This is a genomic window from Pseudomonas sp. USHLN015 (assembly GCF_037153275.1).
In the GTDB taxonomy this organism is placed as follows: Bacteria; Pseudomonadota; Gammaproteobacteria; order Pseudomonadales; family Pseudomonadaceae; genus Metapseudomonas; species Metapseudomonas tohonis.
Window position 1 is genome coordinate 1 of record NZ_JBBCKP010000020.1, and the last position, 20,338, is coordinate 20,338.

Sequence of the window (20,338 nt, forward strand, 5' to 3'; positions counted from 1 at the left end):
TGCGCAGCGATGCGCAAGCTGCTGAACATCGCCTATGGCGTCTTGAAATCGGGCCGGCCATTTGACGCAAAACTGGCCCTTGCTCACTAGGAATCAAGACGGTATCTACATCGCCTGGCACCTCTTGCCCGCACGGACGTCCCCGCCGGGTAGGGTGGATAACGCTCTTTTTATCCACCGGCGGACTCGCCCCAAACACCAACGCCACGCCCCGCTCCCGTGGGAGCGAATTCATTCGCGATGGAGCTGCCGGCCACTCGCAGCCGAGAGCCGGCGGCGAGCCTTTCGCGGCTGAAGCCGCTCCCACAGGTGCCCGGCCCAGCACCGTAGCGGTGGACCGGTGAAGCGCGGTCCACCTTACATCGCCTGGCACCTCTTGCCCGCACGGACTCCCCCGCTGGGTAGGGTGGATAACGCTCTTTTATCCACCAGGCGGACTCGCCCCGAACACCAATGCCTCGCCCCTCGCTGTGGGAGCGAATTCATTCGCGATGGAGCTTCCAGCCACTCGGAGCCGAGAGCCGGCGGTGAGTTTTTCGCGGCTGAAGCCGCTCCCACAGGGGGAGGCGGTCCAACCGCGCATCGCCTCAAGCGGTGGCTTTCTTCTCGCGGATGCAGGTCGGGCCGGCGCGGTGTTCGATGGCCTGCTCGACCTCTTTGCGCATGCCGAGCATGAAGCCCAGCTCGGCGACCACGAACAGCGGGCCGACCACCAGGCCCATCAGGTCGTCGACGAACGCCGGCTTGCGGCCCTCGTAGTAGTGGCCGACGAACTGGATCACCCAGCCCACCACGAACAGGCCGAGGCCGGCGCTGAGCCACAGGGCGGTGGACTGCACGGCCAGCGCGGCGCCGGCCCAGAGGCTGAGCCAGAGGAGCGCGGTCATCACCAGGCCGAAGCGCAGGTCGAGGCGGAAGTAGAAGACGGCGGAGGCCAGCGCCACCAGGGCCGCCGGAGATATCCACAGGCCGGCGGCGACCAGGCCGGGGCGCGACAGCAGCACGGCCACGGCGACGACGATCAGCGGGATGCCGATGAAGTGGCTGAAGATGTTGCGCCGGTCGCGGTGGTATTCGGCGTACTGGGAGAGATGATCGACGAGGGTTTTCATTGTTATGTCCTCAGGTTGCAGGCAGTTGCGTCGATAATGGCGCCTGTCCTGACCTATCCTCTGTCAGCTAGCCGACAAAGCCCATCGCCCGATGCCCGAACTTTCCGACTGCCGCACCTCCCTGCTCACCGGCCACTGGTTCGCCGGCCTGCCCGCACGCCTGCAGGACGCACTGGTGAGCCACGCACGCCCCCTGAACCTGGCAGCGGGCGAATGCCTGTTCCGCCGGGGCGATCCGCCCTGCGGGCTGTATGCGGTGATCGTGGGCGCGGTGCGCGTGGGGGTCAGCGCGGAGAACGGCAAGGAGGCGCTGCTGGCCCTAGTGGAGCCGCCGCACTGGTTCGGCGAGATCTGCCTGTTCGACGGCCAGCCACGCACCCATGACGCCTTCGCCGAAGGCCCGACGCAGTTGCTCAACGTGCCCCAGGCGGCGCTGCAGAAGATGCTGGAGACGGAGCCGGCCTGGTGGCGCGAGTTCGCCCTGCTGATGAGCCAGAAGCTGCGCCTGGCCTTCATCGCGCTGGAGGAGATGAGCCTGCTGCCGGCGCCGCAACGCCTGGCGCGGCGGTTGCTGATGATCGCCGAGGGCTACGGCGAGACGAGTGGCCGGCGCCGGGTCATCCACCTGGCCCAGGAGCAGCTGGCGCTGATGCTGGCGGTGTCGCGGCAGACCACCAACCAGATCCTCAAGGAGCTGGAAGCCCAGGGCGTGGTGCACCTGAACTACGGCGAGATCGAGATCCTCGACCTCGCCGGCCTGCGCCAGGCGGCGAGGCTGTGAGGGGTCAGGCCGGCCCGCGCAGGGCCTCGGCGAGCTGACGGCCCAGCGCCACCGCGTCTTCCAGCCGGGCTTCCAGGCGCGCCATCTCCTGGCGCCAGGCCTGCTGGTTCTCGTGCTGCAGCGCCCAGTGATCCGGCAGCGGCGCCAGCGCCTCGTGCAACTGCACACCCTGCCCGTCCAGGCCGGCCATCCGATCGCCCAGGGGCTCCAGTGCGGCCACGCCCCCGGCCAGCCCGGCATCCTGCCCGGCCAGGTGGGCGACGGCGGCGGCGGTCTGCTGCTGGATGTCCTCGGCCATGCGCCCGACTTCCTCGGTGGCAACGGCGGTGCGCGCGGCGAGGTTGCGCACCTCGTCCGCCACCACGGCGAAACCACGCCCGGCGTCACCGGCACGAGCAGCCTCGATGGCGGCGTTGAGCGCCAGCAGGTTGGTCTGGCTGGCGATGGACTGGATGCTCTGGGCGACCTTCTGGATCTCGCCGCTGCGCTCGGCCAGGGCCTGGACGCGCTCGCGGCCGGTGCCGCTCTCGGCGAGCAAGGCGGCGAAGGCCTGGCGGGCCTGGTCCAGCTCGGCGCGGCCCTCGGTGCCGGCCTGCTGCAGCTGCTTGGCCAGTTGTTCGAGGCGGTCGAGATCGGGCGGCACCATCCCGGCGTCCTGCCGCTGCAGCCAGATCGCGCCGTCCTCCAGGCGCTGGCGCAACAGGCTGTCGAGCTGGCTGGCGAGGCCCTCCAGGCGCAGCCGTTCGGCGGCGTGGCGGTCGGCCTGCACCGCCAGTTCGGCCAGGCGCGGGGCCTGGTCTTCCAGCGGCTCGTCACGCGGTTCCTCCGGTACTTTCCAGGGCCCCAGCCAGGGCCACAGCGCCAGCACCAGGTAGGCCGGGATGCTCCAGGCGGGCGGCACCTGCCAGCGCGTGTAGACCAGCATCAGCAGGGCCAGGCCCAGGGTGTGGAACGCGACGGCATAGGGATGGCGGGCGTAGGCGGGACGCATGGGCTTCTCGGATGGTTCTTGTTAGTGGGGAGGATTCTGGCCGTTCGGCTGGCGACTGGCCAGTTCTGGCACGCGTGCGAAGAGCCTCTGGAGCACGGATGCCTTGCGTGAAGGCTCAACGCCCCAGGCTTTCGCGGTACTGGCTCGGCGCCTGGCCCGTCCAGCGCTTGAAGGCGCGGCTGAAGCTGCTGGTGTCGGCGAACCCGAGCAGGTAGGCGATCTCGCTGATGGAGCAGCGCGGGTCGCGCATGTGCAACAGGGCCAGGGCCTGGCGGGTGTCGCCAAGCAGTTGCTCGTAGCTGCTGCCCTCCTCCGCCAGGTGGCGCTGCAGGCTGCGCAGGCTCAGGTGCAGGGACTGGGCGATACGCTCGGCCGAGGGTTCGCCATTGGGCAGCTGGGCCTCCAGGCAGGCGCGCACCTTGCGCGCCCAGGTGGGCACCTGCAGTTGTTCCAGGGTGCGCTTGAGCACCGTCTCGTTGTGCTCGGCCAGCTCGGCGTTGGCGTCTTCCAGGGGCCGTTCGAAGTCCTCGCAGGCGAATTCGATCAGGTCTTCCGGGGCGCCGAAATGCAGCGGGCAGCGGAAAACCTGGTGCCAGGGTGCGGGGTCGGCCGGTTGCGGGCGACGCAGGTGCACGGCCAGCGGCGCGTAGTCGCGGCCCAGGCGGTTGCGGCAGGTGCGCACGTAGATGGCGGCGAAGGCGTCGACCGCCTCGGGCGCTGGCGAGGGGCCTTCCTCGGGTACCTGCAGGCGGAACTCGTAGCGCTCGCCGCGCCGGCTCAGCTGCAGGGCGAGCGCGTCACTGACCACCTGGTGGTAGCGCTCGATGCGCTCGAAGACCTCGCGCAGGCTGGCGCTGGCGATCAGCGCGTAGCCCAGGGCGTGGAAGGTGGTGGGGCTGACGTAGCCGGAAATCTTCAGGCCCAGTGCCGGGTCGCCGCTGGCCTGGACCGCCAGTTGCCACAGGCGCGTGGTGGCGGAGAGCGGGTAGCGGGCGTTGGGGTCGTCCATCAGCGCCGGGTCGAGGCCGGCCTGGCGGCACAGGCCGTCGCTGTCGAGGCCGAGGGCGTCCAGCTGCTTGCGCAGGGCTCGGGTCCAACTGGCGAGGGTGGAGGGCTCGTCGCTCATGCAGGTTGGCGTATCCGGTCAACAGGTTGGCGTTCAGGGTCAGGCGTGGCGCGCACCGCCTCGGCAGAGTGGGCACACGACGAGCAAGAGGATGTAAGCATGTCCCCGACTACCGCAAGCCCCGCAAAGCTGAATGATCAACAGCGATCAGCCCATATTCGTGAAGTGGTGATGGCCCACGGCGCAGAGCTGCGCCAGCGCTACCCGATCCTCAACCGCCAGGACCTGATCGGCGCCGGCATCCTCGCCTTCGCCCTCGCCGGCATGGTCGGCTCGGCGGTGCTCTACCTGAACGGCGCGATCGCCTGGTGGGGCTGCCTGCTGGTCAACGCCTTCCTCGCCTCGCTGACCCACGAGCTGGAGCACGACCTCATCCACAGCATGTACTTCCGCAAGCAGAAGGTGGCGCACAACCTGATGATGGCGCTGGTGTGGCTGGCACGGCCGAGCACCATCAACCCGTGGGTCCGCCGCCACCTGCACCTGAACCACCACAAGGTCTCCGGCACCGAGGCCGACATGGAGGAGCGCGCCATCACCAACGGCGAGCCCTGGGGCATCGCCCGGCTGCTGATGGTGGGCGACAACGTGATGTCCTCGCTGATCCGCATGCTCCGGGCCAGGAGCTGGGAGCACAGGAAGTTCATCCTGGTGCGCACGCTGAAGGTCTATGCACCGCTGGCGCTGATGAACTGGAGCGCCTGGTACGTCTTCCTCGGCTTCCACGCCATCAACGGCGTGAGTGCGCTGCTGGGCGCGCCGGTGGCCTGGTCGGACACCACCCTGGCGGTGATGCAGGGTGTGGATATCGCCGTGGTGGTGCTGGTGGGCCCCAACGTGCTGCGCACCTTCTGCCTGCACTTCGTCAGCTCCAACATGCACTACTACGGCGATGTGGAACCGGGCAACGTGATCCAGCAGACCCAGGTGCTCAACCCCTGGTGGCTGTGGCCGCTGCAGGCGTTCTGCTTCAACTTCGGCAGCACCCATGCGATTCACCACTTCGTGGTCAAGGAGCCCTTCTACATCCGCCAGATGACCGCCCCGGTGGCACACAAGGTGATGCGCGAGATGGGCGTGCGCTTCAACGACATCGGCACCTTCGCCCGCGCCAACCGCTGGCGGGCGCAGCCGCAATCGGTGGCCGAGCGCGCACAGACCGCCTGACGCCTGCCCCGTAACCCCAAACCTAAGATGGGCCGCCTCGCGGCCCTTCTGCGCCTACTATCGCCGCCATTCCGCCAACGACAGCGCCCCGGGCCACCCACGGCCCGGCAGGCATCGCGCCGCGGAAAATCCGCTCAACCGTGAAGAAGAACGAAGAGGTACCGGCATGAAAACCTGGATCTGTGTGGTCTGTGGCCTGATCTACGACGAAGCCAAGGGCTGGCCCGACGAGGGCATCGCCGCCGGCACCCCCTGGGCGGACGTGCCCGAGGACTGGATCTGCCCCGACTGCGGCGTGGGCAAGATGGATTTCGAGATGCAGGAAATCTGAGGGCACGGCCGGGAAGTCCGCCCGCAGGGACTTCCCAGATACCGGATATCCCGCACACACACCGCGTAGGGCGCCTGCCCCGCGTATCAGAGCGGCTGTGGATCACCCTGGCCGCGCCGCTCCAGCGCCTGCATCAGCAATTGGCGGCCAGCGCCGAGAACCTCTTCCTGCAAGGGCTCGCTGGCGAGCATGCGCGCGATCACCAGGGCGCCGGCGCACTGGGAGATCACCGCCCAGGCCAGTTCGCCGTCTTCGAGGATTTCCGCCCAGGCCTGCTGCAGTTGCAGCATCCAGTGCTCGGCGGTCTCGCGCACCGGCAGGCCGGCACGGGCGATCTCGGCGCCCAGGGCGGGAATCGCGCATCCGCCTTCGGCATTGCGCACATGGGCCATGCTCAGGTAGTGCTCCAGGCAGCGCTGCAGCCGCGCCTGGTCGAAGCCTTCACCCTGGGCGACCTGGCCGATCAGGCTGCGTGACAGCTCGCGCTCGACGATGGCGGTGAACAGGTCGTCCTTCGACGGGAAGTGGCTGTAGAAGGCGCCGCCGGTGAGGCCGATGGCTTTCATCAGGGCATCCACGCCGGTGCTGGAGAAGCCGCCGGCCTTGGCGATGGCGCCGCTGCTTTCCAACAGTTTCTGCCGGGTTTCTTCCTTGTGGGTGGGGGAATAACGCATGTCGACCTCCGCAAGACACACTGCTTGACGCGGGTTGGACTGTAGCATAACGTCCGTTCAGCTAACGACCGTTTAGTTAAAGGTGACTGCCATGAATACCGAATCGAACAACAACAAGGTGGTGCTCGTGATAGGCGCCGGTGATGCCACCGGCGGTGCCATCGCCCGGCGTTTCGCCCGCGAGGGCTACATCGCCTGCGTGACCCGGCGCAGCGCGGACAAGCTGCGGCCGCTGGTGGACAGCATCCGCGCCGAGGGCGGCCAGGCCCACGGTTTCGCCTCCGACGCGCGCAAGGAAGAAGAGGTGGCCGAGCTGGTGGAACGGATCGAGCGCGAGATCGGCCCGATCGAGGCCTTCGTCTTCAACATCGGCGCCAACGTGCCCTGCAGCATCCTCGACGAGACCGCGCGCAAGTACTTCAAGATCTGGGAGATGGCCTGCTTCTCCGGCTTCCTCACCGGCCAGGCCGTGGCCCGGCGCATGGTCACCCGTGGGCGCGGCACCATTCTCTTCACCGGTGCCACGGCGGGCCTGCGCGGCGCCGCCAACTTCGCCGCCTTCGCCGGCGCCAAGCACGGTATCCGCGCCCTGGCGCAGAGCATGGCGCGCGAGCTGGGGCCACGGAACATCCACGTCGCCCACGTGGTGGTGGACGGCGCCATCGACACCGATTTCATCCGCGACACCTTCCCGGACATCTACGCCCGCAAGGAGCAGGACGGCATCCTCGACCCCGAGCACATCGCCGAGAACTACTGGTTCCTGCATAGCCAACCCCGGGACGCCTGGACGTTCGAGCTCGACCTCCGTCCCTGGATGGAACGCTGGTGATTACCGACGGCCGGCTGCGCGACGCTCAGGCGTTGTTGGCGTGGCGCCGTGAAATGCTCATTGGCAGACGCCAACTCCGCTTTCCCGACGCCCCGCCGCCTAGCCTGAGTGCCGCTCGCTCGGCCTCGACTCCGTAGAGTTATTCGAAGGACAAAAAATGAGCAAGAACGTCGAATTCTTCTTCGATCTGGGCAGCCCGGCCAGCTACCTGGCCTGGACCCAGTTACCTGCCCTGTGTGCCCGCAAGGGCGCGACCCTGGTGTACCGCCCGATGTTGCTGGGCGGGGTGTTCCAGGCCACGGGCAATGCTTCGCCCAATGCGGTGCCGATGAAGGGCCGCTACTCGATGATCGACCTGGACCGCTACGCCAGGCGCTATGGCGTGCCGCTGGTGTTCAACCCGCACTTTCCCATCAACACGCTGACGCTGATGCGCGGCGCCATCGGCATCCAGCTGCACCAGCCGGAGCGCTTCGAGGCCTACCTGGAGGCGATGTTCAGGGCGATGTGGCAGGAGCGGCGCAACCTGGGCGACCCGGCGATCCTCGGCGCGACCCTGGTCGAGGCCGGTTTCGATCCGCAGGCACTGCTGGCGCTGGTGGGTGACCAGGCGGTGAAGGACGCGTTGAAGGCGGCCACCGAGGAGGCGGTGAAGCGCGGGGTGTTCGGGGCGCCGACCTGCTTCGTCGGCACCGACATGTTCTTCGGCCAGGACCGCCTGGACTTCATCGAGGAGGCCCTGGGCTGAGCCCTCAGGCTGCCTGCAGCAGCCGGGCGGGCAGGCGCCGCAGCAGGTCGGGGTCGAGGCGCAGCAGGCGCGCGGCGCGTTCTTCCAGCAGCGCGCCGACATCCTGCCCCACGGGCAGGCGCAGCAGCCCGGCGCAGAGGTTCATCGCCAGCGCCTCGCGGGAGAAGACCCCGGCCCCCAGGCCGTAGAAGGCGGCCACCAGTTCGCGCAGGCCGAAGGGCAGGCGCCAGCGGATGCGCAGCGCGGAGCCGAAGCTGGCGGCGCGCTTGCGCAGGGTTTCCAGCAGCTCTTCATCACCGAGTTCGCCCCCGGCGTCCTGCCAGTCCTGCAGGCTGCGCAGCAGGGCCAGTTCGCCCATGTTGTGCAGCAGGCCGGCGGTGTAGCAGAGCTCCGCATCCAGATCGAGCTCGCTGGCCATCCAGTAGCCCAGCTCTGCACTGCGCTGGGAGGACTTCCAGGCGATCTCGGCCAGCTCGGCGAGGCGCGGGTCATGCAGGCGGGCGTTGCGTTCCAGGGCCATGCCGAGCACCAGGTTGAGCACGCGGGTGACACCCAGGCGGTGCAGCGCCTGGCCGAGGGTCTGGCAGGGCACGCCCAGGTGATGGGCGGCGCTGTTGGCGGCGGCGATGAGCTTGGCGGTGATCTGCGGGTCGCGGGAGAAGACGTCGTCGAGGTCACGCAGGTCGACATCGCTGGCCTGCAGGCACTGGCTGACGGCGTCGCGCACATCGCTGAGCAGCGGCGCGCCCTGCCCTTCCTCGCGCACGCTGTCGAGGTACTCCCTGAGGGTGCCGACCAGCAGCGGGGCCACCGCACTGCGGCCCTGGTCGGCACCGGGCAGCAGGGTACCCAGGCGCTGGCGCAGGCCTTCGGCATTGAAGGGCTTGCCCAGGTAGGCGCTGGGCGCCAGGGGCAGCGCGGCGCGCACGCTGCTGGCGTCGACCTTCTCGCTGATGAGGATGAAAGGCAGCACCGGGGTACGCGGGTGGCGCCGGAGCTGGCGCAGCAGCTCGAGGCCGCCGCCACCCTGCAGCTCGCCATCGGCGATCACCAGGTCGGGCAGGCGTCGCTTGCAGCGGGCCAGGGCCGCCTGGGTGTCGGTGACACGCACCAGGCTGGCATCGCCACGCACATCCAGCACCAGTTGCGCGAGCAGGTCCGCCGTCCAGGGGTCGGCCTCGGCAATCAGGATTTCCGGGACCTTGGCATGGGCGGGCATGTGAACCTCGAAGGGCAGCGCGATCCAGGGGCGTGGCCTGGAATCCGGGAATGCGATGGAGTTGGCAAAAAAAGCGAGCGCGCAGTCTAAACCGCGCTCCACGGGCTGGATAGTGGCCTTTTGGGGATATTGACCACCTGGATAGGAACGGCTTGATCCAGGGCAAAAAAAGACCCGCCGAAGCGGGTCTCAAGTACGCCTGGCTGGTGAGCCTCAGGCGAGTTCGTCGAAGCACTCGGCGACAATGGCCAGGCCCTTGTCGAGCTGCGCATCGGGAATGGTGACCGGCATCAGGAAGCGGATGACGTTGTAGTAGGTGCCGCAGGACAGCAGGATCAGGCCCTTGTCGCGCGCCTTGGCGACGATCTTGCCGACCAGCTCGGCAGCCGGCTTGCTCTCGTCGCCGCCTTCGAACAGTTCGATCGCGACCATGGAGCCGAGGCCGCGGACATCGCCGATGACCTTGTGCTTGGCCTGGATCTCACGCAGGCCGGCCTTGAGGCGCTCGCCCACGGCCTGGCTGCGCTCCAGCAGTTTCTCTTCGTCGAACACCTTGAGCACGGCCAGGGCCGCGGCGCAGGCGATCGGGCTGCCGGCGTAGGTGCCGCCCAGGCCGCCGGGAGCGATGGCATCCATGATCTCGGCCTTGCCGCAGACGCCGGAGATGGGGAAGCCGCCGCCGACGGATTTGGCGAAGGTGGTCAGGTCCGGGATCACGCCCAGTTGCTCGGTGGCGAAGAAGGTGCCGGTACGGCCGGCGCCGGTCTGCACTTCGTCGGCGATCAGCAGGATGCCGTGCTGGTCGCACAGGGCGCGCAGGCGCTGCATGAAGGGCTTGGAGTTGACGTAGAAGCCGCCTTCACCCTGCACCGGCTCGATGATGATCGCGGCGATGTCCTGGGGCTGGGCGTCGTTCTTGAAGATGCGCTCGATGCTGGCGATGGAGTCGTCTTCGCTCACGCCGTGCAGTTCGCAGGGCGCCAGGGCGCGGAACACGCCACCGGGCATCAGGCCCATGCCGGCGGAGTACGGGACCACCTTGCCGGTCAGCGACAGGGTCATCATGGTGCGGCCGTGGTAGGCGCCGGTGAAGGCGATCACGCCGGCGCGGCCGGTGGCGGCACGGGCGATCTTCACGGCGTTCTCGACGGCTTCGGAGCCGGAGGTCACCAGCAGGGTCTTCTTGGCGAAGTCACCCGGTACGCGCTTGGCGATCTCTTCGCAGAGCTCGATGTAGGGCTCGTAGGCCAGCACCTGGAAGCAGGTGTGGGACAGCTTGGTCAGCTGCTCCTGGACGGCGGCGACCACTTTCGGGTGCAGGTGGCCGGTGTTCAGCACGGCGATGCCGCCGGCGAAGTCGATGTATTCGCGACCTTCCACGTCCCAGACGGTGGCGTTCTCGGCGCGCTCGGCGACGACCGGGTGGATCTGGCCCACGCCACGGGGGACGGCGGCGGCACGGCGTTGCAGCAGGGATTCGTTGGTCTTGCTCATGGGTTCCTCACGGCCGCTCATCGGGCGGCGCAGCTTCAAGGATGAATGCCCCCGGCAGGTTGCAGCGCAGCATTCGATGATCGACTGCGCGGGCCTGCCGGAGGCTCGATGTGGTTCATGGGTACCGCTGGGGCGCCGCGCGCTCTTTCGCGCCTTGCCCCGTCTAGGGGAGCCTGCCGGGCCCGACACTGTTCTACTGCGTGAAAGCCGGCTTTGGCCATCTTTTCCGATTTCCCTCGTCAAATAGCTCGCTATTCTCCTCAGAAACTCGAAAAACCTGTCTCAAACCGGTCTTCCCCTCGCTACGAACGGTCGAGCCGGACAAGCTCCCAATCAGATACCGCCGAGGCAGAGGTACTTGATCTCCAGGTAATCCTCGATGCCGTACTTGGAGCCTTCACGACCCAGGCCCGAGGCCTTGATGCCGCCGAAGGGCGCCACTTCGTTGGAGATCAGGCCGGTGTTGATGCCCACCATGCCGTACTCCAGCGCCTCGGCCACGCGGAACACGCGGCCCAGGTCACGGGCGTAGAAGTAGGAGGCCAGGCCGAACTCGGTGTCGTTGGACATGGCGATGACTTCGGCCTCGTCCTTGAAGCGGAACAGCGGCGCCAGCGGGCCGAAGGTCTCTTCCTTGGCCACGGCGGCGGTTTTCGGTACGTCGACCAGGATGGTCGGCTCGAAGAAGGTGCCGCCCAGGGCGTGGGGCTTGCCGCCGGAGACGACCTTGGCGCCTTTGCTGACCGCGTCCTGGATGTGCTCCTGGACCTTGGCCACGGCCTTCTCGTCGATCAGCGGGCCGGTGGTGATGCCCTCTTCCAGGCCGTTGCCGATCTTCAGCTTGGCCACGGCCACCTTCAGCTTCTCGACGAAGGCGTCGTACACGCCGTCCTGCACGTACAGGCGATTGGCGCAGACGCAGGTCTGGCCGTTGTTGCGGTACTTGGAGATCAGCGCGCCGTCGACGGCGGCGTCGAGGTCGGCGTCATCGAAGACGATGAAGGGCGCGTTACCGCCCAGCTCCAGGGACACCTTCTTGATGTCCTGGGCGCATTCGGCCATCAGCTGGCGGCCGATCTCGGTAGAGCCGGTGAAGGACAGCTTGCGCACGATGGGGTTGCTGGTCAGCTCGCCACCCACTTCGCCGGCGCTGCCGGTGACCACGCTGAACACGCCTTTGGGGATGCCGGCGCGCTCGGCCAGCTCGGCCAGGGCCAGGGCGGAGTAAGGGGTCTGCGAGGCGGGCTTGAGCACCATGGTGCAGCCGGCAGCCAGGGCCGGGCCGGCCTTGCGGGTGATCATCGCGGCGGGGAAGTTCCACGGGGTGATGGCCGCGGTGACGCCGATGGGCTGCTTGATGACGATCAGGCGCTTGTCCGGCTGGTGGCCGGGAATCACGTCGCCGTAGATGCGCTTGGCTTCTTCGGCGAACCATTCGATGAAGGAGGCGGCGTAGGCGATCTCACCCTTGGCTTCGGCCAGCGGCTTGCCCTGCTCGAGGGTCATCAGGCGACCGAGGTCGTCCTGGTTCTCGATCATCAGCTCATACCAGCGGCGCAGCTTGTTGGCGCGCTCCTTGGCGGTCAGCGCACGCCAGGCCGGCAGGGCCTTGTCGGCCGCTTCGATGGCACGACGGGTCTCGGCGGTGCCCATCTTCGGCACGGTGCCGAGGATCTCGCCCGTGGCCGGGTTGTTGACCTTGATGGTCTGGCCGCTGTCGGCGTCCAGCCAGGCGCCATCGATATAGGCTTTCTGGCGGAACAGGGTGGCATCTTTCAATTGCATCGCTGTCTCCTTCACACCGGTTACAAGGAGCCGGGGGCACGTTGTTTTTGTTCGGCCAACACGGGATTGGCCAGGAGGGGGATCCGATTGGAACGGCCTGACTTGGCGTTTGCAAGGGGCGTTTGAAATCTCAAACGAATCCTAGGGCCAGAGGGGGTAAAGGGCAATAGCCTGTTCGATAAAACAGACGAAAAAGGGAAAATTTTGCAGGTTTTACTGTGCAGAATCGAGCACGAGCGTCATTTTCGTTCGAAATCACGAACATTCGTGCCAACGTGGACGCTGGCAGCCCTTGCAGGTATCATTGCGCGCCTCTTCAAGCATCCGTAGCTCAGCTGGATAGAGTACTGCCCTCCGAAGGCAGGGGTCGTGGGTTCGAATCCCGCCGGATGCGCCAGATCGATGTCCCGACCGTCCCATGACGGTCGCGGCTCCCGGAAAGCCCGCCTCGCGCGGGCTTTTTCGTTTCCGCCGTTCGGTGCGCCCATCGCGGCGGCTCACGCCCGGCCCGGTTCGGCGCGAGTCTGCTCGCGCAGCAGCTCCAGGTAGCGCCGGGCCGCCAGCCCGAGCGGGCGGTTCTTCAGCCAGACGACATCGACCCACAGCCGCATCTGGTTGGCCATGTCGGCGAACGCGACGCGCTCCAGCGCACCGGATGCGATCAGCGGCTGCACCAGTGGCTGGGGCAGGTAGGCCCAGCCGATCCCCGCCTGCACCAGGCCCAGCGTGGCGAGGTAGCTGTCGGTCAGCCAGACCCTGTGGGACAGCACGATCTGCGGGTCCGACGCCTTGGGGTCGCCCAGCGCGACGACGATCTGGCGGCGTTCGGCCAGGCGGGATTCGCTCAGCGCCGCCTGGCTGTAGCCGGGCGCCGCGACGGCGGCCAGCAACTGGCTCCCCGCCTCGATGAAGGCCTCGCGCTCGTCGATCCCCGGGCGCTCGAACACCAGCGCCAGCTGCACGCTGCCGTCATGCAGCATGCGCGTGGCATCGGCCTGTGCGGCGGAGCGGACTTCGATCTCCAGCGTCGGGAATTCGCGCGCCAACGTCGACAGCGGCTGGCTCCAGGCACCGCTTTGCAGCTCCGGCGCCATGGCCAGCACCAGGCGCGGCTCGAGCCCGGCATGCAGCTGCAGGGCGTGCGCGTCCAGCAGGTTGAGCTGGCCCGCCACCTGCCGGGCCTGGGGCTCAAGCGCCCTGGCCGCAGCGGTCGGCAGCGCCCGGCGGGAGGAGCGGTCGAACAGCTCCAGGTCCAGCTCCGCCTCCAGTTGGGAAATCGCCATGTTGACCGCCGACGGCACGCGCCCCAGGGCCCTGGCGGCCGCCGAGAACGAGCCGGCATCCAGCACGGCGAGGAAGACTTTCAGGGATTCGCTGCTAAAGGCCATGGGGTTGTCAGTTCTGCTGATAACGGTTGTCTTTTTCTATCAGCTAAACACCTTTAGCTTCCAGCTCAACACAGCCATGCGGGAGAGCAACCATGTCCGAACCAGCATTGATGGGCCAGGTGGCCCTGGTCAGCGGGGCCGGCAGCGAATCGGGGATCGGCATGGCCATCGCACGCCGCCTGGGGCGTGCCGGCGCGAAGCTGATCGTCACCGCGAGCAGCGCGCGCATCGCCGACCGGGTGGCCGAGCTGCGTGCGGAGGGGTTCGACGCGCAGGGGCAGCCGGCGGACCTCACCGACGAAGCCGCCGTGCAGGAGCTCCTGGCCTGGGCGCAAGGGTTGTGGGGGCGCATCGACATCCTGGTGAACAACGCCGGCATGGCGATGCAGGGCAGCCCGGAACCCTTCGCCGAGGTGGCGGGCATGAGCCTGGAGATGTGGAACCTGTCGCTCGCGCGCAACCTCACCACCGCCTTCCTGCTGACCCGGGGCGTGCTGCCGGGCATGCGCGCCCGTCGCTACGGCCGCATCGTCAACATCAGTTCCACCACCGGGACCCGGGGCAGCAACCCGGGCGAGGCCGCCTACAGCGCGGCAAAGGCCGGGATGCTGGGGATGAACATGGGGCTGGCGCTGGAAGTCGCGCGGGAGGGCATCACCGTCAACTCGGTGGCCCCGGGATGGATCGCCACCGCCTCGAGTACGCCCGAAGAGCAGCATGCGGCGCAGTTCGTCCCCATCGGCCGGGCCGGCCGCCCCGAGGAGATCGCCGCGGCCGTGGCCTTCCTCGCCTCGCCCGAGGCCAGCTACATCACCGGCGAAGTGCTGGTGGTCGACGGCGGCAACTGCCTCGTGGAAAACAAGGCGCCCTGAGCACAGCCCTTAGCCATGCGAGAGAACAGCCCATGAATCCCGTAGTCCTGATCACCGGCGCCGCCGGCGGCGTCGGCCGCGCGCTGGTGGAACGCTTCATCCAGGGCGGCTGGCGTGTGTTCGCCACCGACCAGAACGCCCCCTCGCTCCAGGCCCTGGCCAGCGAACGGCCCCTGGCCGGCCACCTGGCCGTGGACATCCGCCAGCCCGGCGCCTGCCGCGAGGTGGTCGGGGCCGCCATCACGGCGACGGGACGGCTGGATGCACTGGTGAACGCGGCGGGCGTGTGGCGTGAGGGCCCGGTCGAGTCCTGCTCGGAGGAGGATTTCGACCTCGTCCTGGACGTCAACCTGAAAGGCACCTTCTTCATGTGCGCGGCCGCCATCCCGGCGCTGCGCCAGAGCCGGGGCTGCATCGTCAACATCTCCAGCGACGCCGGCCGCCAGGGCAACCGCAACGCGGCCGCCTACTGCGCGAGCAAGGGCGGCGTCACGCTGCTGACCAAGACGCTGGCGCTGGACCTCGCGCCCGACGGCGTGCGCTGCAATGCGGTCTCCCCGGGCGACATCGAGACGCCGATGCTGAAGTTCCAGGCGGAGCGCTACGGCAACGGCGATCCACAGGGCTACTACCGCGAACTGCTGGCCAAGTACCCGCAAGGCGCCGACGCGCGCTTCATACAACCGGCCGAAGTGGCCGAGCTGGCCTACTTCCTCTGCCAGCCGGCCGCCGCCTCGATCACCGGGGCCGACATGGCCATCGACCGCGGGGTGTCGGCGGGGAACTGACCAGCCGGCGCCACGAGCGTGCCCCGGTTACGCAGCGCCCGGAGCACCCCGTAACCGCGTCACAGCCGTTGTGTGCGCAACATCGAGTGGGGTGGCAGGAAGATCGTCAGCGGCTATGAATGCTCAGCTACGCGGCAATGGCAGTACGACGGCCTGACAACCCACCGCGCCCTCTCGAAGGTAGAGAATGGAACATGGCAAGCATGCCCAAACCATCATTGCTGATGCAGAGCGGGCTGAAGAGGCAGTTGTAAACCAGATGCTTACAACTGCCTTCGATGGCAAGAGCTACCCGACGGGAGCCACCATCAGCCGCCCTGCCCCGCCACCATCAGCGTGAGCCGCGCATCCACCTTGCCGGTGGCCACCTTGTCGAGGCTGGCCTCGGTGAGGGTGACGCCGCGCTTGTCCAGCTCGGCCAGCCACTTCAGCATCGATTCGAACGAGGCCTGGGTCAGGGTGACCAGCAGGCCGCCGTTGCCTTCGTTGTCGAAGCGTTCCAGGGTCAGCCCCTGCTTCTGCGCGGTGCTGGTGACCAGGCCCTGGAGCTGGTCGGGGGCGAGTTCCACCCGGGCGCTGGCGGCCTGGCGGCGGGCCTGCCCGGCGTTGGCCTGGATGTAGGTGAACAGCGCCTGCTGCTGTTGCTGGTAGGCACGGGCGCGCTCGACCCGGGCGGCGACCGGCGACCAGACCGCCAGGTAGAACAGCGCCAGGGCGAGGAAGCCGCCCAGCAACGAGAGCGCCAGACGATCCCGCGGCGGCATGTGCTGCCAGCGTTGCCACAGCGGTGATTGCTCCAGCCCGGCGCGCAGGCGCGTGCCGATCTCCGTCAGTGCGTTCATGCCCCACCTCCCAGTACCACGCGGGCGGTCACGCCCCCTTCCTCACGGCTGGCCGACCCCAGTTGCACGCTCAGGCCGGCCTTCACCAGGCGCTTGCGCAGCTTCTCCAGGTCGGCGAAATCCTTGGCGCGGACCTGCAGCGCCAGGTCGCCACGGGTCTGGCTGTAATCGACGTTGGTGACCGTCAGGGCCGACTGGGCCTCGGCGATGGCGCTGGAGGCCTGGTCCAGCAGGCTGATGAAGCCGCCCTGCACGCGGGTGCCCTGGCTGAGGTGCTCGGCGAACTGGGCCTTGAGGTTGACGATGCGCTTGTCCTCGGGGAACAGCTGGCGATAGAGCGCATGGCTGGATTCGACGTAGGCATCGCCGCTGCGCTCCAGCAACCAGGCCTGCACCAGGTTGAAGGCGAGCAACAGCACCACGGCGACACCGGCCAGGGCCGCGAACGGGCGCCACACCGTCCAGGCGCGGTTATCGCTGCGCGGCGCGAACTCGCCCTGGGCCAAATCGATGGCACCCGCGCGGCCGGCCGCGAGCAGGCGGTAGGGCTCGTCTTCCCGCCGCGGCTGGGTATCCGCCGCGCACAGGTCGCCGAGGGCCGGCCAGTGCGCGAAGGGGAAGGCCAGGCGCGTCTCGCAGGCACCGCCCAGCAGGGCACGCTCGCCGATCACCAGCAACTGTTCGCCATCACGGGGCAGCAGGTCCGCGTCCAGGTGGATGGCGGCGACCTTCACGCCGAAGTCCTCCAGTTCCTCCAGCCAGGCGGCCAGTTGGGCACGGCGTAGCACCAGCACCGGGTAGCGGCCGTCGGCCAGTTGCGCGCCCAGGGCCAGGTGGAACAGCTCCACATCCTCGGCGAGCATCTCTTCCACCGCGTAGGGCAGCGCCTGGTGCATCAGCCGCGCCTTCTGGGTCGGCAGGCCCACCACGAAGGCGCTGGCCGCCTCCATGGGCAGCACCAGCGCCACCGGCCGCCCCTGCAGCAGCGCCGCGCATTCGGCCAGCGGCAGGCTGCGGCCTTCTCCGCTCGCCTCCTGCCAGTGCACCTGGCACGCGGGGCCGAGGACCGCCCCGCCAGCGGGCGGGATGAACAGGCAATCCATGATCATTCTTCCTGTGGTTCGAGGGGCGCCTGGGCCAGGTAGCCCGGCTGCCCGAGATCACGCTTGAGCACGCGGACCACGCCCTTCGGGTCGCGCTGCAGGGTGCTGAGCAACACCACCTTGCGCTCGCCCAGGCGCACCTCGCTGCGCACCTGGAAATAGGCGCTGCCCACGGCCAGGCCCGCCGCGCGCACGCCGGTGCCGGCCATGGCCGGCTGGTCGAGGAAGCTGCGGATGTCGGTGTAGCCTTCGCGCCCACGGCCGCTGAGCAGCGACTGGGCGGCGGCCGGGTCGAGGTTGTCGGCGAGGCAGGAGAGCACCAGGGGGCTGGCGGTGTTGACGTTGAGCGGCACCCTGGCCGGCAATGCCGAGACCCAGGGGGCGAGCAGGCGGTAGTCCTCCTCGGTCATGTCCAGCAGCAGGCGCAGCTCGGAGACGTCCTGCAGCTCGCGACCGGCGGTGCGGTAGGGGGGCTGGGCGAGCAGGTACTGGTTGTCCTCGGCGCCGTATTCGCCGCTGGGCTCCTGGTCCTTGTCCAGCCAGTCCACCAGGCGGTCGGCGTAGGGTTTTTCGATCTTCAGGCGCAGCAGCAGGCGGTTGAAGCGCTCGACGGAGAGCTTGTCCACCTTGTCGCCCTGCACCAGGCTGTTGAGGTTGAAGCGCCCGGCCAGGTCTTCGATGTGCACGCCGATCTCGCCCTGGTCGATGGGGAACACCGGCAGTGGCCGGGCCCAGTCCTCCAGGGGGTGGTCGATGGGCGCGCGCGGGTCGCTGCCGGGTTTCTTCAGGTCGCGCAGCAGCACCGACTGGCCCAGGGCCTCGCCGCCCAGGGCGTAGTGCCAGGCCTGCTGGATGGCGACGCGGTTGGCGGCGCCACGGATCGACAGCTGCTGGCGGAGGATGAGCCCCGCGCAGATGACGGTGACGATGGAGACCACCAGCAGCACGGTGACCAGGGCGACGCCCCGCTGGCGGGTCATGCGCCCTTCTCCTTGCCGGCGTCGGGCTTGGGTTCGGGGGTCGGTTTCCTGTCGTCGTCGGGGGGTGTACCGCCGTCGCTGGGCTGCTCTTCGACGCCCATTTCCGGCAACCGGTAGAGCCGGGTCAGCCCGCCGTAGTGGCGGTGCTCGAGCTTGAGTTCGACCGCCACGGGCAGGCGCCCGCGGGCCTTGGCCGGGTCGGAATCGCCCAGGCTCGGCGGCCACTGTTCCTGCCACTGGCCCTTGTCGTCGAGGTAGCGCAGCTCCACGGAGCTGACGCCTTCGAGCACCTTCTGCACCCTTGGCGGGCTGTCCACGGCCTGGTCGAGCACGGACCAATAGACGCGCTCCAGGGTCGAGCCGGCCAGGCGCCAGCGCACCCGCTGCAACTGGGAACGGGTGCTGCCCAGGGGGTTGCGCCAGCCGGCACGGCTGAATTCCAGGGCGGCGGTGCCGTCGGTGGCGCCCAGCTCGCCGACCAGGGCACCGCGCTCGTCGCCATAGGCGTCGCGCACCACGCGCGGCAGCGCCTGGCCCAGGTCACGGTCGATGGAGGCGAAGGCTCGGCCCAGCTCGCGCAGGGATTTCTCGTGCTCGCGGGTCATCTCGTCGGCCTTCATCACCGTGGCCAGCATGCGGTAGGTGCCGAGGCCAAGCAGGGCGAAGATGGCGATGGCGATCATCACCTCCAGCAGGGTGAAGCCACGCTGCCGGCTCATCCACGCACCGCCAGGAAGCCGGTGAGGCTGAACACGGAGCGTTCCTTGACCGGCGCACCGCCGCCGCGCTCGGGCTTGGGTGCCACCCAGACGGTGACGCGGCGCAGGCCCTTGTCGCTGGTGGCCTCGATCTCGCTGTGGGTTTCCCACTGGCGGCCGCCGTATTCCAGCACCTTGTCCTCGCGCCCCTCGCCCGGGGTGGGCTGCTTGATCTGCAATTCGGTGATGCGGTTGTCGGCGATCCAGGCGCCCAGGGTCTTCTCTTCCAGCTGCCCGGCGACGATCAGGCTGCGGCTGGCGGCGGTCAGCACCGAGGCGGCGACCGTGGCGAAGATGGCCAGGGCGATCAGCACTTCCAGCAGGGTGAAGCCACGGGCGCGGCGCATGCTCATCGCTCCTTGGCCTGCTCGGCGCTGGGCAGCTGGTAGCCGTCGCTGGCCAGGGCATAGGCGTTGCCGTCGGCGCGGCGCTCTTCCAGGCGCAGGCTGAAGGGCGTGAGTTCGCCGCTGGAGAGGATCAGCACCTGGGGCACGGGCTTTTCCTTGCGCGTGTCCTGCTCGGGCACGTCCTTGGCCAGGCCGGGGCGGCTCTCTTCCCTGGCCTTGGGCTCCGGCAGCTTGAGGGCCTCCCCTTCCAGCTCCAGGCTCAGGCGCATCCAGGCGGCGGGGCGCCGCTCCGGGCGGGTGGCGTCGTCGGCCCAGGTGCCGGAGGCGTTGTCGTAGGCCAGCACGCGGTAGCTTTCGGCGGTCACCAGCAAGCCGTACTCGCGGCCGTCCAGCACCGCTTCGTCGGCGAGGATGGCGATCGTCGCCGCCAGGCGCTCGGCCTCGTCACGCAGCTCGCGGCCACTGCTGGCATTGCCGTTGGCGAGCACGGCCACGCTGACCAGGCAGCCGATGATCACCAGGACCACCAGCAGCTCGATCAGGGTGAAGCCGCGCGCGCCCCCCATCAGTTGTCCCAGTTACCGATGTCGGCATCGGCGTCGGTGCCGCCTTCCTTGCCGTCGGCGCCGAAGGAGTAGAGGTCGTAGGCGCCCTTGGTGCCGGGTGCCAGGTACTGGTACGGGTTGCCCCAGGGGTCGACCGGCAGGCGCTTGAGGTAGCCGTCCTTGTTCCAGTTCTTCGGCTGCGGGTTGCCGCTGGGCTTCTTCACCAATGCCTCCAGGCCCTGCTGGGTGCTGGGGTAGGCGAAGTTGTCGAGCTTGTACATGTCCAGCGAGGCACCGATGGCCTTGATGTCGCCCTTGGCGACGGTGACCTTGGCCTGGTCCGGGCGGTTCATCACCTGCGGCACCACCAGGGCGGCGAGGATGCCGAGGATGACCACCACCACCATGATTTCGATGAGGGTGAAGCCTGCTTGCGTACGACCTGATTTCACGCG

General features: G+C 68.5%; 21 protein-coding genes, 1 tRNA gene and 1 pseudogene. 8 read left to right on the top strand and 15 right to left on the bottom strand.

Annotation, left to right across the window (positions count from 1 at the left end; genetic code table 11):
* Positions 1 to 587: 587 nt before the first annotated feature.
* The gene (locus WFQ67_RS29540) at positions 588 to 1,112 is read right to left on the bottom strand and encodes an Mpo1 family 2-hydroxy fatty acid dioxygenase (RefSeq protein WP_173176997.1); all 525 of its coding nucleotides are present in this window, start codon (positions 1,110 to 1,112) and stop codon (positions 588 to 590) included.
* Positions 1,113 to 1,203: 91 nt separating this feature from the next.
* Here WFQ67_RS29540 and WFQ67_RS29545 point away from each other — a divergent pair, with 91 nt between their 5' ends.
* On the top strand, positions 1,204 to 1,893 hold the full coding sequence (locus WFQ67_RS29545; RefSeq protein ID WP_337058938.1) for a Crp/Fnr family transcriptional regulator: 690 nt from the start codon (positions 1,204 to 1,206) through the stop codon (positions 1,891 to 1,893).
* Positions 1,894 to 1,897: 4 nt separating this feature from the next.
* On the opposite strand, the pseudogene WFQ67_RS30590 reads toward WFQ67_RS29545, so the two are convergent.
* A pseudogene (locus WFQ67_RS30590) lies at positions 1,898 to 2,347 on the bottom strand (methyl-accepting chemotaxis protein); the annotation flags it as partial.
* Between the two features lie 652 nt (positions 2,348 to 2,999).
* Complete coding sequence (locus WFQ67_RS29555) at positions 3,000 to 4,010, bottom strand: AraC family transcriptional regulator (protein ID WP_337058941.1); 1,011 nt, start codon at positions 4,008 to 4,010, stop codon at positions 3,000 to 3,002.
* Between the two features lie 99 nt (positions 4,011 to 4,109).
* On the opposite strand from WFQ67_RS29555, the gene WFQ67_RS29560 reads away from it, so the two are divergent.
* Both WFQ67_RS29560 and WFQ67_RS29565 read left to right on the top strand, forming a co-directional pair.
* Positions 4,110 to 5,177 carry a fatty acid desaturase gene (locus tag WFQ67_RS29560; RefSeq protein WP_337058942.1) on the top strand — a complete coding sequence of 356 codons (1,068 nt, stop codon included), beginning with the start codon at positions 4,110 to 4,112 and terminating at the stop codon, positions 5,175 to 5,177.
* 166 nt (positions 5,178 to 5,343) lie between these two features.
* Positions 5,344 to 5,508, top strand: coding sequence for a rubredoxin (locus tag WFQ67_RS29565; RefSeq protein WP_021220460.1), 165 nt, complete (start codon positions 5,344 to 5,346; stop codon positions 5,506 to 5,508).
* 86 nt (positions 5,509 to 5,594) lie between these two features.
* Here WFQ67_RS29565 and WFQ67_RS29570 read toward each other — a convergent pair whose 3' ends face one another.
* Positions 5,595 to 6,182 (bottom strand): TetR/AcrR family transcriptional regulator, encoded by a 588-nt coding sequence (locus tag WFQ67_RS29570; protein WP_337058943.1) that lies wholly within the window; start codon positions 6,180 to 6,182, stop codon positions 5,595 to 5,597.
* Between the two features lie 91 nt (positions 6,183 to 6,273).
* On the opposite strand from WFQ67_RS29570, the gene WFQ67_RS29575 reads away from it, so the two are divergent.
* Together WFQ67_RS29575 and WFQ67_RS29580 are read left to right on the top strand one after the other, a co-directional pair.
* The gene (locus tag WFQ67_RS29575; RefSeq protein ID WP_337058945.1) at positions 6,274 to 7,014 is read left to right on the top strand and encodes an SDR family oxidoreductase; all 741 of its coding nucleotides are present in this window, start codon (positions 6,274 to 6,276) and stop codon (positions 7,012 to 7,014) included.
* Positions 7,015 to 7,171: 157 nt separating this feature from the next.
* A complete protein-coding gene (locus tag WFQ67_RS29580) occupies positions 7,172 to 7,762 on the top strand; it encodes a 2-hydroxychromene-2-carboxylate isomerase (protein ID WP_213627224.1) in 591 nt (196 codons plus the stop codon).
* A gap of 4 nt (positions 7,763 to 7,766) precedes the next feature.
* Here the strand turns inward: WFQ67_RS29580 and WFQ67_RS29585 are convergent, their stop codons facing one another.
* The 3 genes from WFQ67_RS29585 to gabD form a co-directional block, all read right to left on the bottom strand.
* On the bottom strand, positions 7,767 to 8,981 hold the full coding sequence (locus WFQ67_RS29585; RefSeq protein ID WP_213627226.1) for an HDOD domain-containing protein: 1,215 nt from the start codon (positions 8,979 to 8,981) through the stop codon (positions 7,767 to 7,769).
* Positions 8,982 to 9,194: 213 nt separating this feature from the next.
* Complete coding sequence (gene gabT, locus WFQ67_RS29590; protein ID WP_111263944.1) at positions 9,195 to 10,475, bottom strand: 4-aminobutyrate--2-oxoglutarate transaminase; 1,281 nt, start codon at positions 10,473 to 10,475, stop codon at positions 9,195 to 9,197.
* A 333-nt stretch (positions 10,476 to 10,808) separates the two neighbouring features.
* A complete protein-coding gene (gene gabD, locus WFQ67_RS29595; protein ID WP_111263943.1) occupies positions 10,809 to 12,260 on the bottom strand; it encodes an NADP-dependent succinate-semialdehyde dehydrogenase in 1,452 nt (483 codons plus the stop codon).
* A gap of 320 nt (positions 12,261 to 12,580) precedes the next feature.
* Between gabD and WFQ67_RS29600 the strand changes: the two genes are divergently transcribed.
* A tRNA-Arg gene (locus WFQ67_RS29600) sits at positions 12,581 to 12,657 on the top strand.
* Positions 12,658 to 12,757: 100 nt separating this feature from the next.
* Here WFQ67_RS29600 and WFQ67_RS29605 read toward each other — a convergent pair.
* Positions 12,758 to 13,648: a LysR family transcriptional regulator gene (locus WFQ67_RS29605; protein WP_337058947.1), complete on the bottom strand. Its 891-nt coding sequence runs from the start codon at positions 13,646 to 13,648 to the stop codon at positions 12,758 to 12,760.
* A gap of 92 nt (positions 13,649 to 13,740) precedes the next feature.
* Between WFQ67_RS29605 and WFQ67_RS29610 the strand changes: the two genes are divergently transcribed.
* Together WFQ67_RS29610 and WFQ67_RS29615 are read left to right on the top strand one after the other, a co-directional pair.
* Complete coding sequence (locus WFQ67_RS29610; protein ID WP_337058948.1) at positions 13,741 to 14,520, top strand: SDR family NAD(P)-dependent oxidoreductase; 780 nt, start codon at positions 13,741 to 13,743, stop codon at positions 14,518 to 14,520.
* Positions 14,521 to 14,552: 32 nt separating this feature from the next.
* On the top strand, positions 14,553 to 15,308 hold the full coding sequence (locus tag WFQ67_RS29615; protein WP_213627230.1) for an SDR family NAD(P)-dependent oxidoreductase: 756 nt from the start codon (positions 14,553 to 14,555) through the stop codon (positions 15,306 to 15,308).
* A 308-nt stretch (positions 15,309 to 15,616) separates the two neighbouring features.
* On the opposite strand, the gene WFQ67_RS29620 is transcribed toward WFQ67_RS29615, so the two are convergent.
* Genes WFQ67_RS29620 through gspG form a run of 7 tightly spaced genes read right to left on the bottom strand, consistent with a single transcriptional unit; the run spans position 15,617 to position 20,335 of the window.
* A complete protein-coding gene (locus tag WFQ67_RS29620; protein WP_337058950.1) occupies positions 15,617 to 16,150 on the bottom strand; it encodes a type II secretion system protein M in 534 nt (177 codons plus the stop codon).
* Positions 16,147 to 17,253 (bottom strand): type II secretion system protein GspL, encoded by a 1,107-nt coding sequence (gspL, locus tag WFQ67_RS29625; protein WP_337058951.1) that lies wholly within the window; start codon positions 17,251 to 17,253, stop codon positions 16,147 to 16,149. The genes WFQ67_RS29620 and gspL overlap by 4 nt, the downstream gene beginning before the upstream one ends.
* A 2-nt stretch (positions 17,254 to 17,255) precedes the next feature.
* Positions 17,256 to 18,233 (bottom strand): type II secretion system minor pseudopilin GspK, encoded by a 978-nt coding sequence (gene gspK / locus WFQ67_RS29630; protein ID WP_213627236.1) that lies wholly within the window; start codon positions 18,231 to 18,233, stop codon positions 17,256 to 17,258.
* Positions 18,230 to 18,952 carry a type II secretion system minor pseudopilin GspJ gene (gspJ, locus tag WFQ67_RS29635; RefSeq protein ID WP_337058953.1) on the bottom strand — a complete coding sequence of 241 codons (723 nt, stop codon included), beginning with the start codon at positions 18,950 to 18,952 and terminating at the stop codon, positions 18,230 to 18,232. Before gspJ ends, gspK begins: the two co-directional genes overlap by 4 nt.
* Positions 18,949 to 19,338 (bottom strand): type II secretion system minor pseudopilin GspI, encoded by a 390-nt coding sequence (gene gspI / locus WFQ67_RS29640; RefSeq protein ID WP_442969640.1) that lies wholly within the window; start codon positions 19,336 to 19,338, stop codon positions 18,949 to 18,951. The genes gspJ and gspI overlap by 4 nt, the downstream gene beginning before the upstream one ends.
* Positions 19,339 to 19,340: 2 nt before the next feature.
* Positions 19,341 to 19,904, bottom strand: coding sequence for a type II secretion system minor pseudopilin GspH (gene gspH, locus WFQ67_RS29645; protein ID WP_213627239.1), 564 nt, complete (start codon positions 19,902 to 19,904; stop codon positions 19,341 to 19,343).
* Positions 19,904 to 20,335 (bottom strand): type II secretion system major pseudopilin GspG, encoded by a 432-nt coding sequence (gene gspG / locus WFQ67_RS29650; protein WP_175384289.1) that lies wholly within the window; start codon positions 20,333 to 20,335, stop codon positions 19,904 to 19,906. Before gspG ends, gspH begins: the two co-directional genes overlap by 1 nt.
* Positions 20,336 to 20,338: the final 3 nt, after the last annotated feature.

What these genes read in the sequence shown, in the direction of transcription:
- WFQ67_RS29540 (WP_173176997.1), bottom strand. Translation starts at nt 1,112, where the DNA reads ATGAAAACCCTCGTCGATCATCTCTCCCAGTACGCCGAATACCACCGC.
- WFQ67_RS29545 (WP_337058938.1), top strand. Translation starts at nt 1,204, where the DNA reads ATGCCCGAACTTTCCGACTGCCGCACCTCCCTGCTCACCGGCCACTGG.
- WFQ67_RS29555 (WP_337058941.1), bottom strand. Translation starts at nt 4,010, where the DNA reads ATGAGCGACGAGCCCTCCACCCTCGCCAGTTGGACCCGAGCCCTGCGC.
- WFQ67_RS29560 (WP_337058942.1), top strand. Translation starts at nt 4,110, where the DNA reads ATGTCCCCGACTACCGCAAGCCCCGCAAAGCTGAATGATCAACAGCGA.
- WFQ67_RS29565 (WP_021220460.1), top strand. Translation starts at nt 5,344, where the DNA reads ATGAAAACCTGGATCTGTGTGGTCTGTGGCCTGATCTACGACGAAGCC.
- WFQ67_RS29570 (WP_337058943.1), bottom strand. Translation starts at nt 6,182, where the DNA reads ATGCGTTATTCCCCCACCCACAAGGAAGAAACCCGGCAGAAACTGTTG.
- WFQ67_RS29575 (WP_337058945.1), top strand. Translation starts at nt 6,274, where the DNA reads ATGAATACCGAATCGAACAACAACAAGGTGGTGCTCGTGATAGGCGCC.
- WFQ67_RS29580 (WP_213627224.1), top strand. Translation starts at nt 7,172, where the DNA reads ATGAGCAAGAACGTCGAATTCTTCTTCGATCTGGGCAGCCCGGCCAGC.
- WFQ67_RS29585 (WP_213627226.1), bottom strand. Translation starts at nt 8,981, where the DNA reads ATGCCCGCCCATGCCAAGGTCCCGGAAATCCTGATTGCCGAGGCCGAC.
- gabT (WP_111263944.1), bottom strand. Translation starts at nt 10,475, where the DNA reads ATGAGCAAGACCAACGAATCCCTGCTGCAACGCCGTGCCGCCGCCGTC.
- gabD (WP_111263943.1), bottom strand. Translation starts at nt 12,260, where the DNA reads ATGCAATTGAAAGATGCCACCCTGTTCCGCCAGAAAGCCTATATCGAT.
- WFQ67_RS29605 (WP_337058947.1), bottom strand. Translation starts at nt 13,648, where the DNA reads ATGGCCTTTAGCAGCGAATCCCTGAAAGTCTTCCTCGCCGTGCTGGAT.
- WFQ67_RS29610 (WP_337058948.1), top strand. Translation starts at nt 13,741, where the DNA reads ATGTCCGAACCAGCATTGATGGGCCAGGTGGCCCTGGTCAGCGGGGCC.
- WFQ67_RS29615 (WP_213627230.1), top strand. Translation starts at nt 14,553, where the DNA reads ATGAATCCCGTAGTCCTGATCACCGGCGCCGCCGGCGGCGTCGGCCGC.
- WFQ67_RS29620 (WP_337058950.1), bottom strand. Translation starts at nt 16,150, where the DNA reads ATGAACGCACTGACGGAGATCGGCACGCGCCTGCGCGCCGGGCTGGAG.
- gspL (WP_337058951.1), bottom strand. Translation starts at nt 17,253, where the DNA reads ATGGATTGCCTGTTCATCCCGCCCGCTGGCGGGGCGGTCCTCGGCCCC.
- gspK (WP_213627236.1), bottom strand. Translation starts at nt 18,233, where the DNA reads ATGACCCGCCAGCGGGGCGTCGCCCTGGTCACCGTGCTGCTGGTGGTC.
- gspJ (WP_337058953.1), bottom strand. Translation starts at nt 18,952, where the DNA reads ATGAGCCGGCAGCGTGGCTTCACCCTGCTGGAGGTGATGATCGCCATC.
- gspI (WP_442969640.1), bottom strand. Translation starts at nt 19,338, where the DNA reads ATGCGCCGCGCCCGTGGCTTCACCCTGCTGGAAGTGCTGATCGCCCTG.
- gspH (WP_213627239.1), bottom strand. Translation starts at nt 19,904, where the DNA reads ATGGGGGGCGCGCGCGGCTTCACCCTGATCGAGCTGCTGGTGGTCCTG.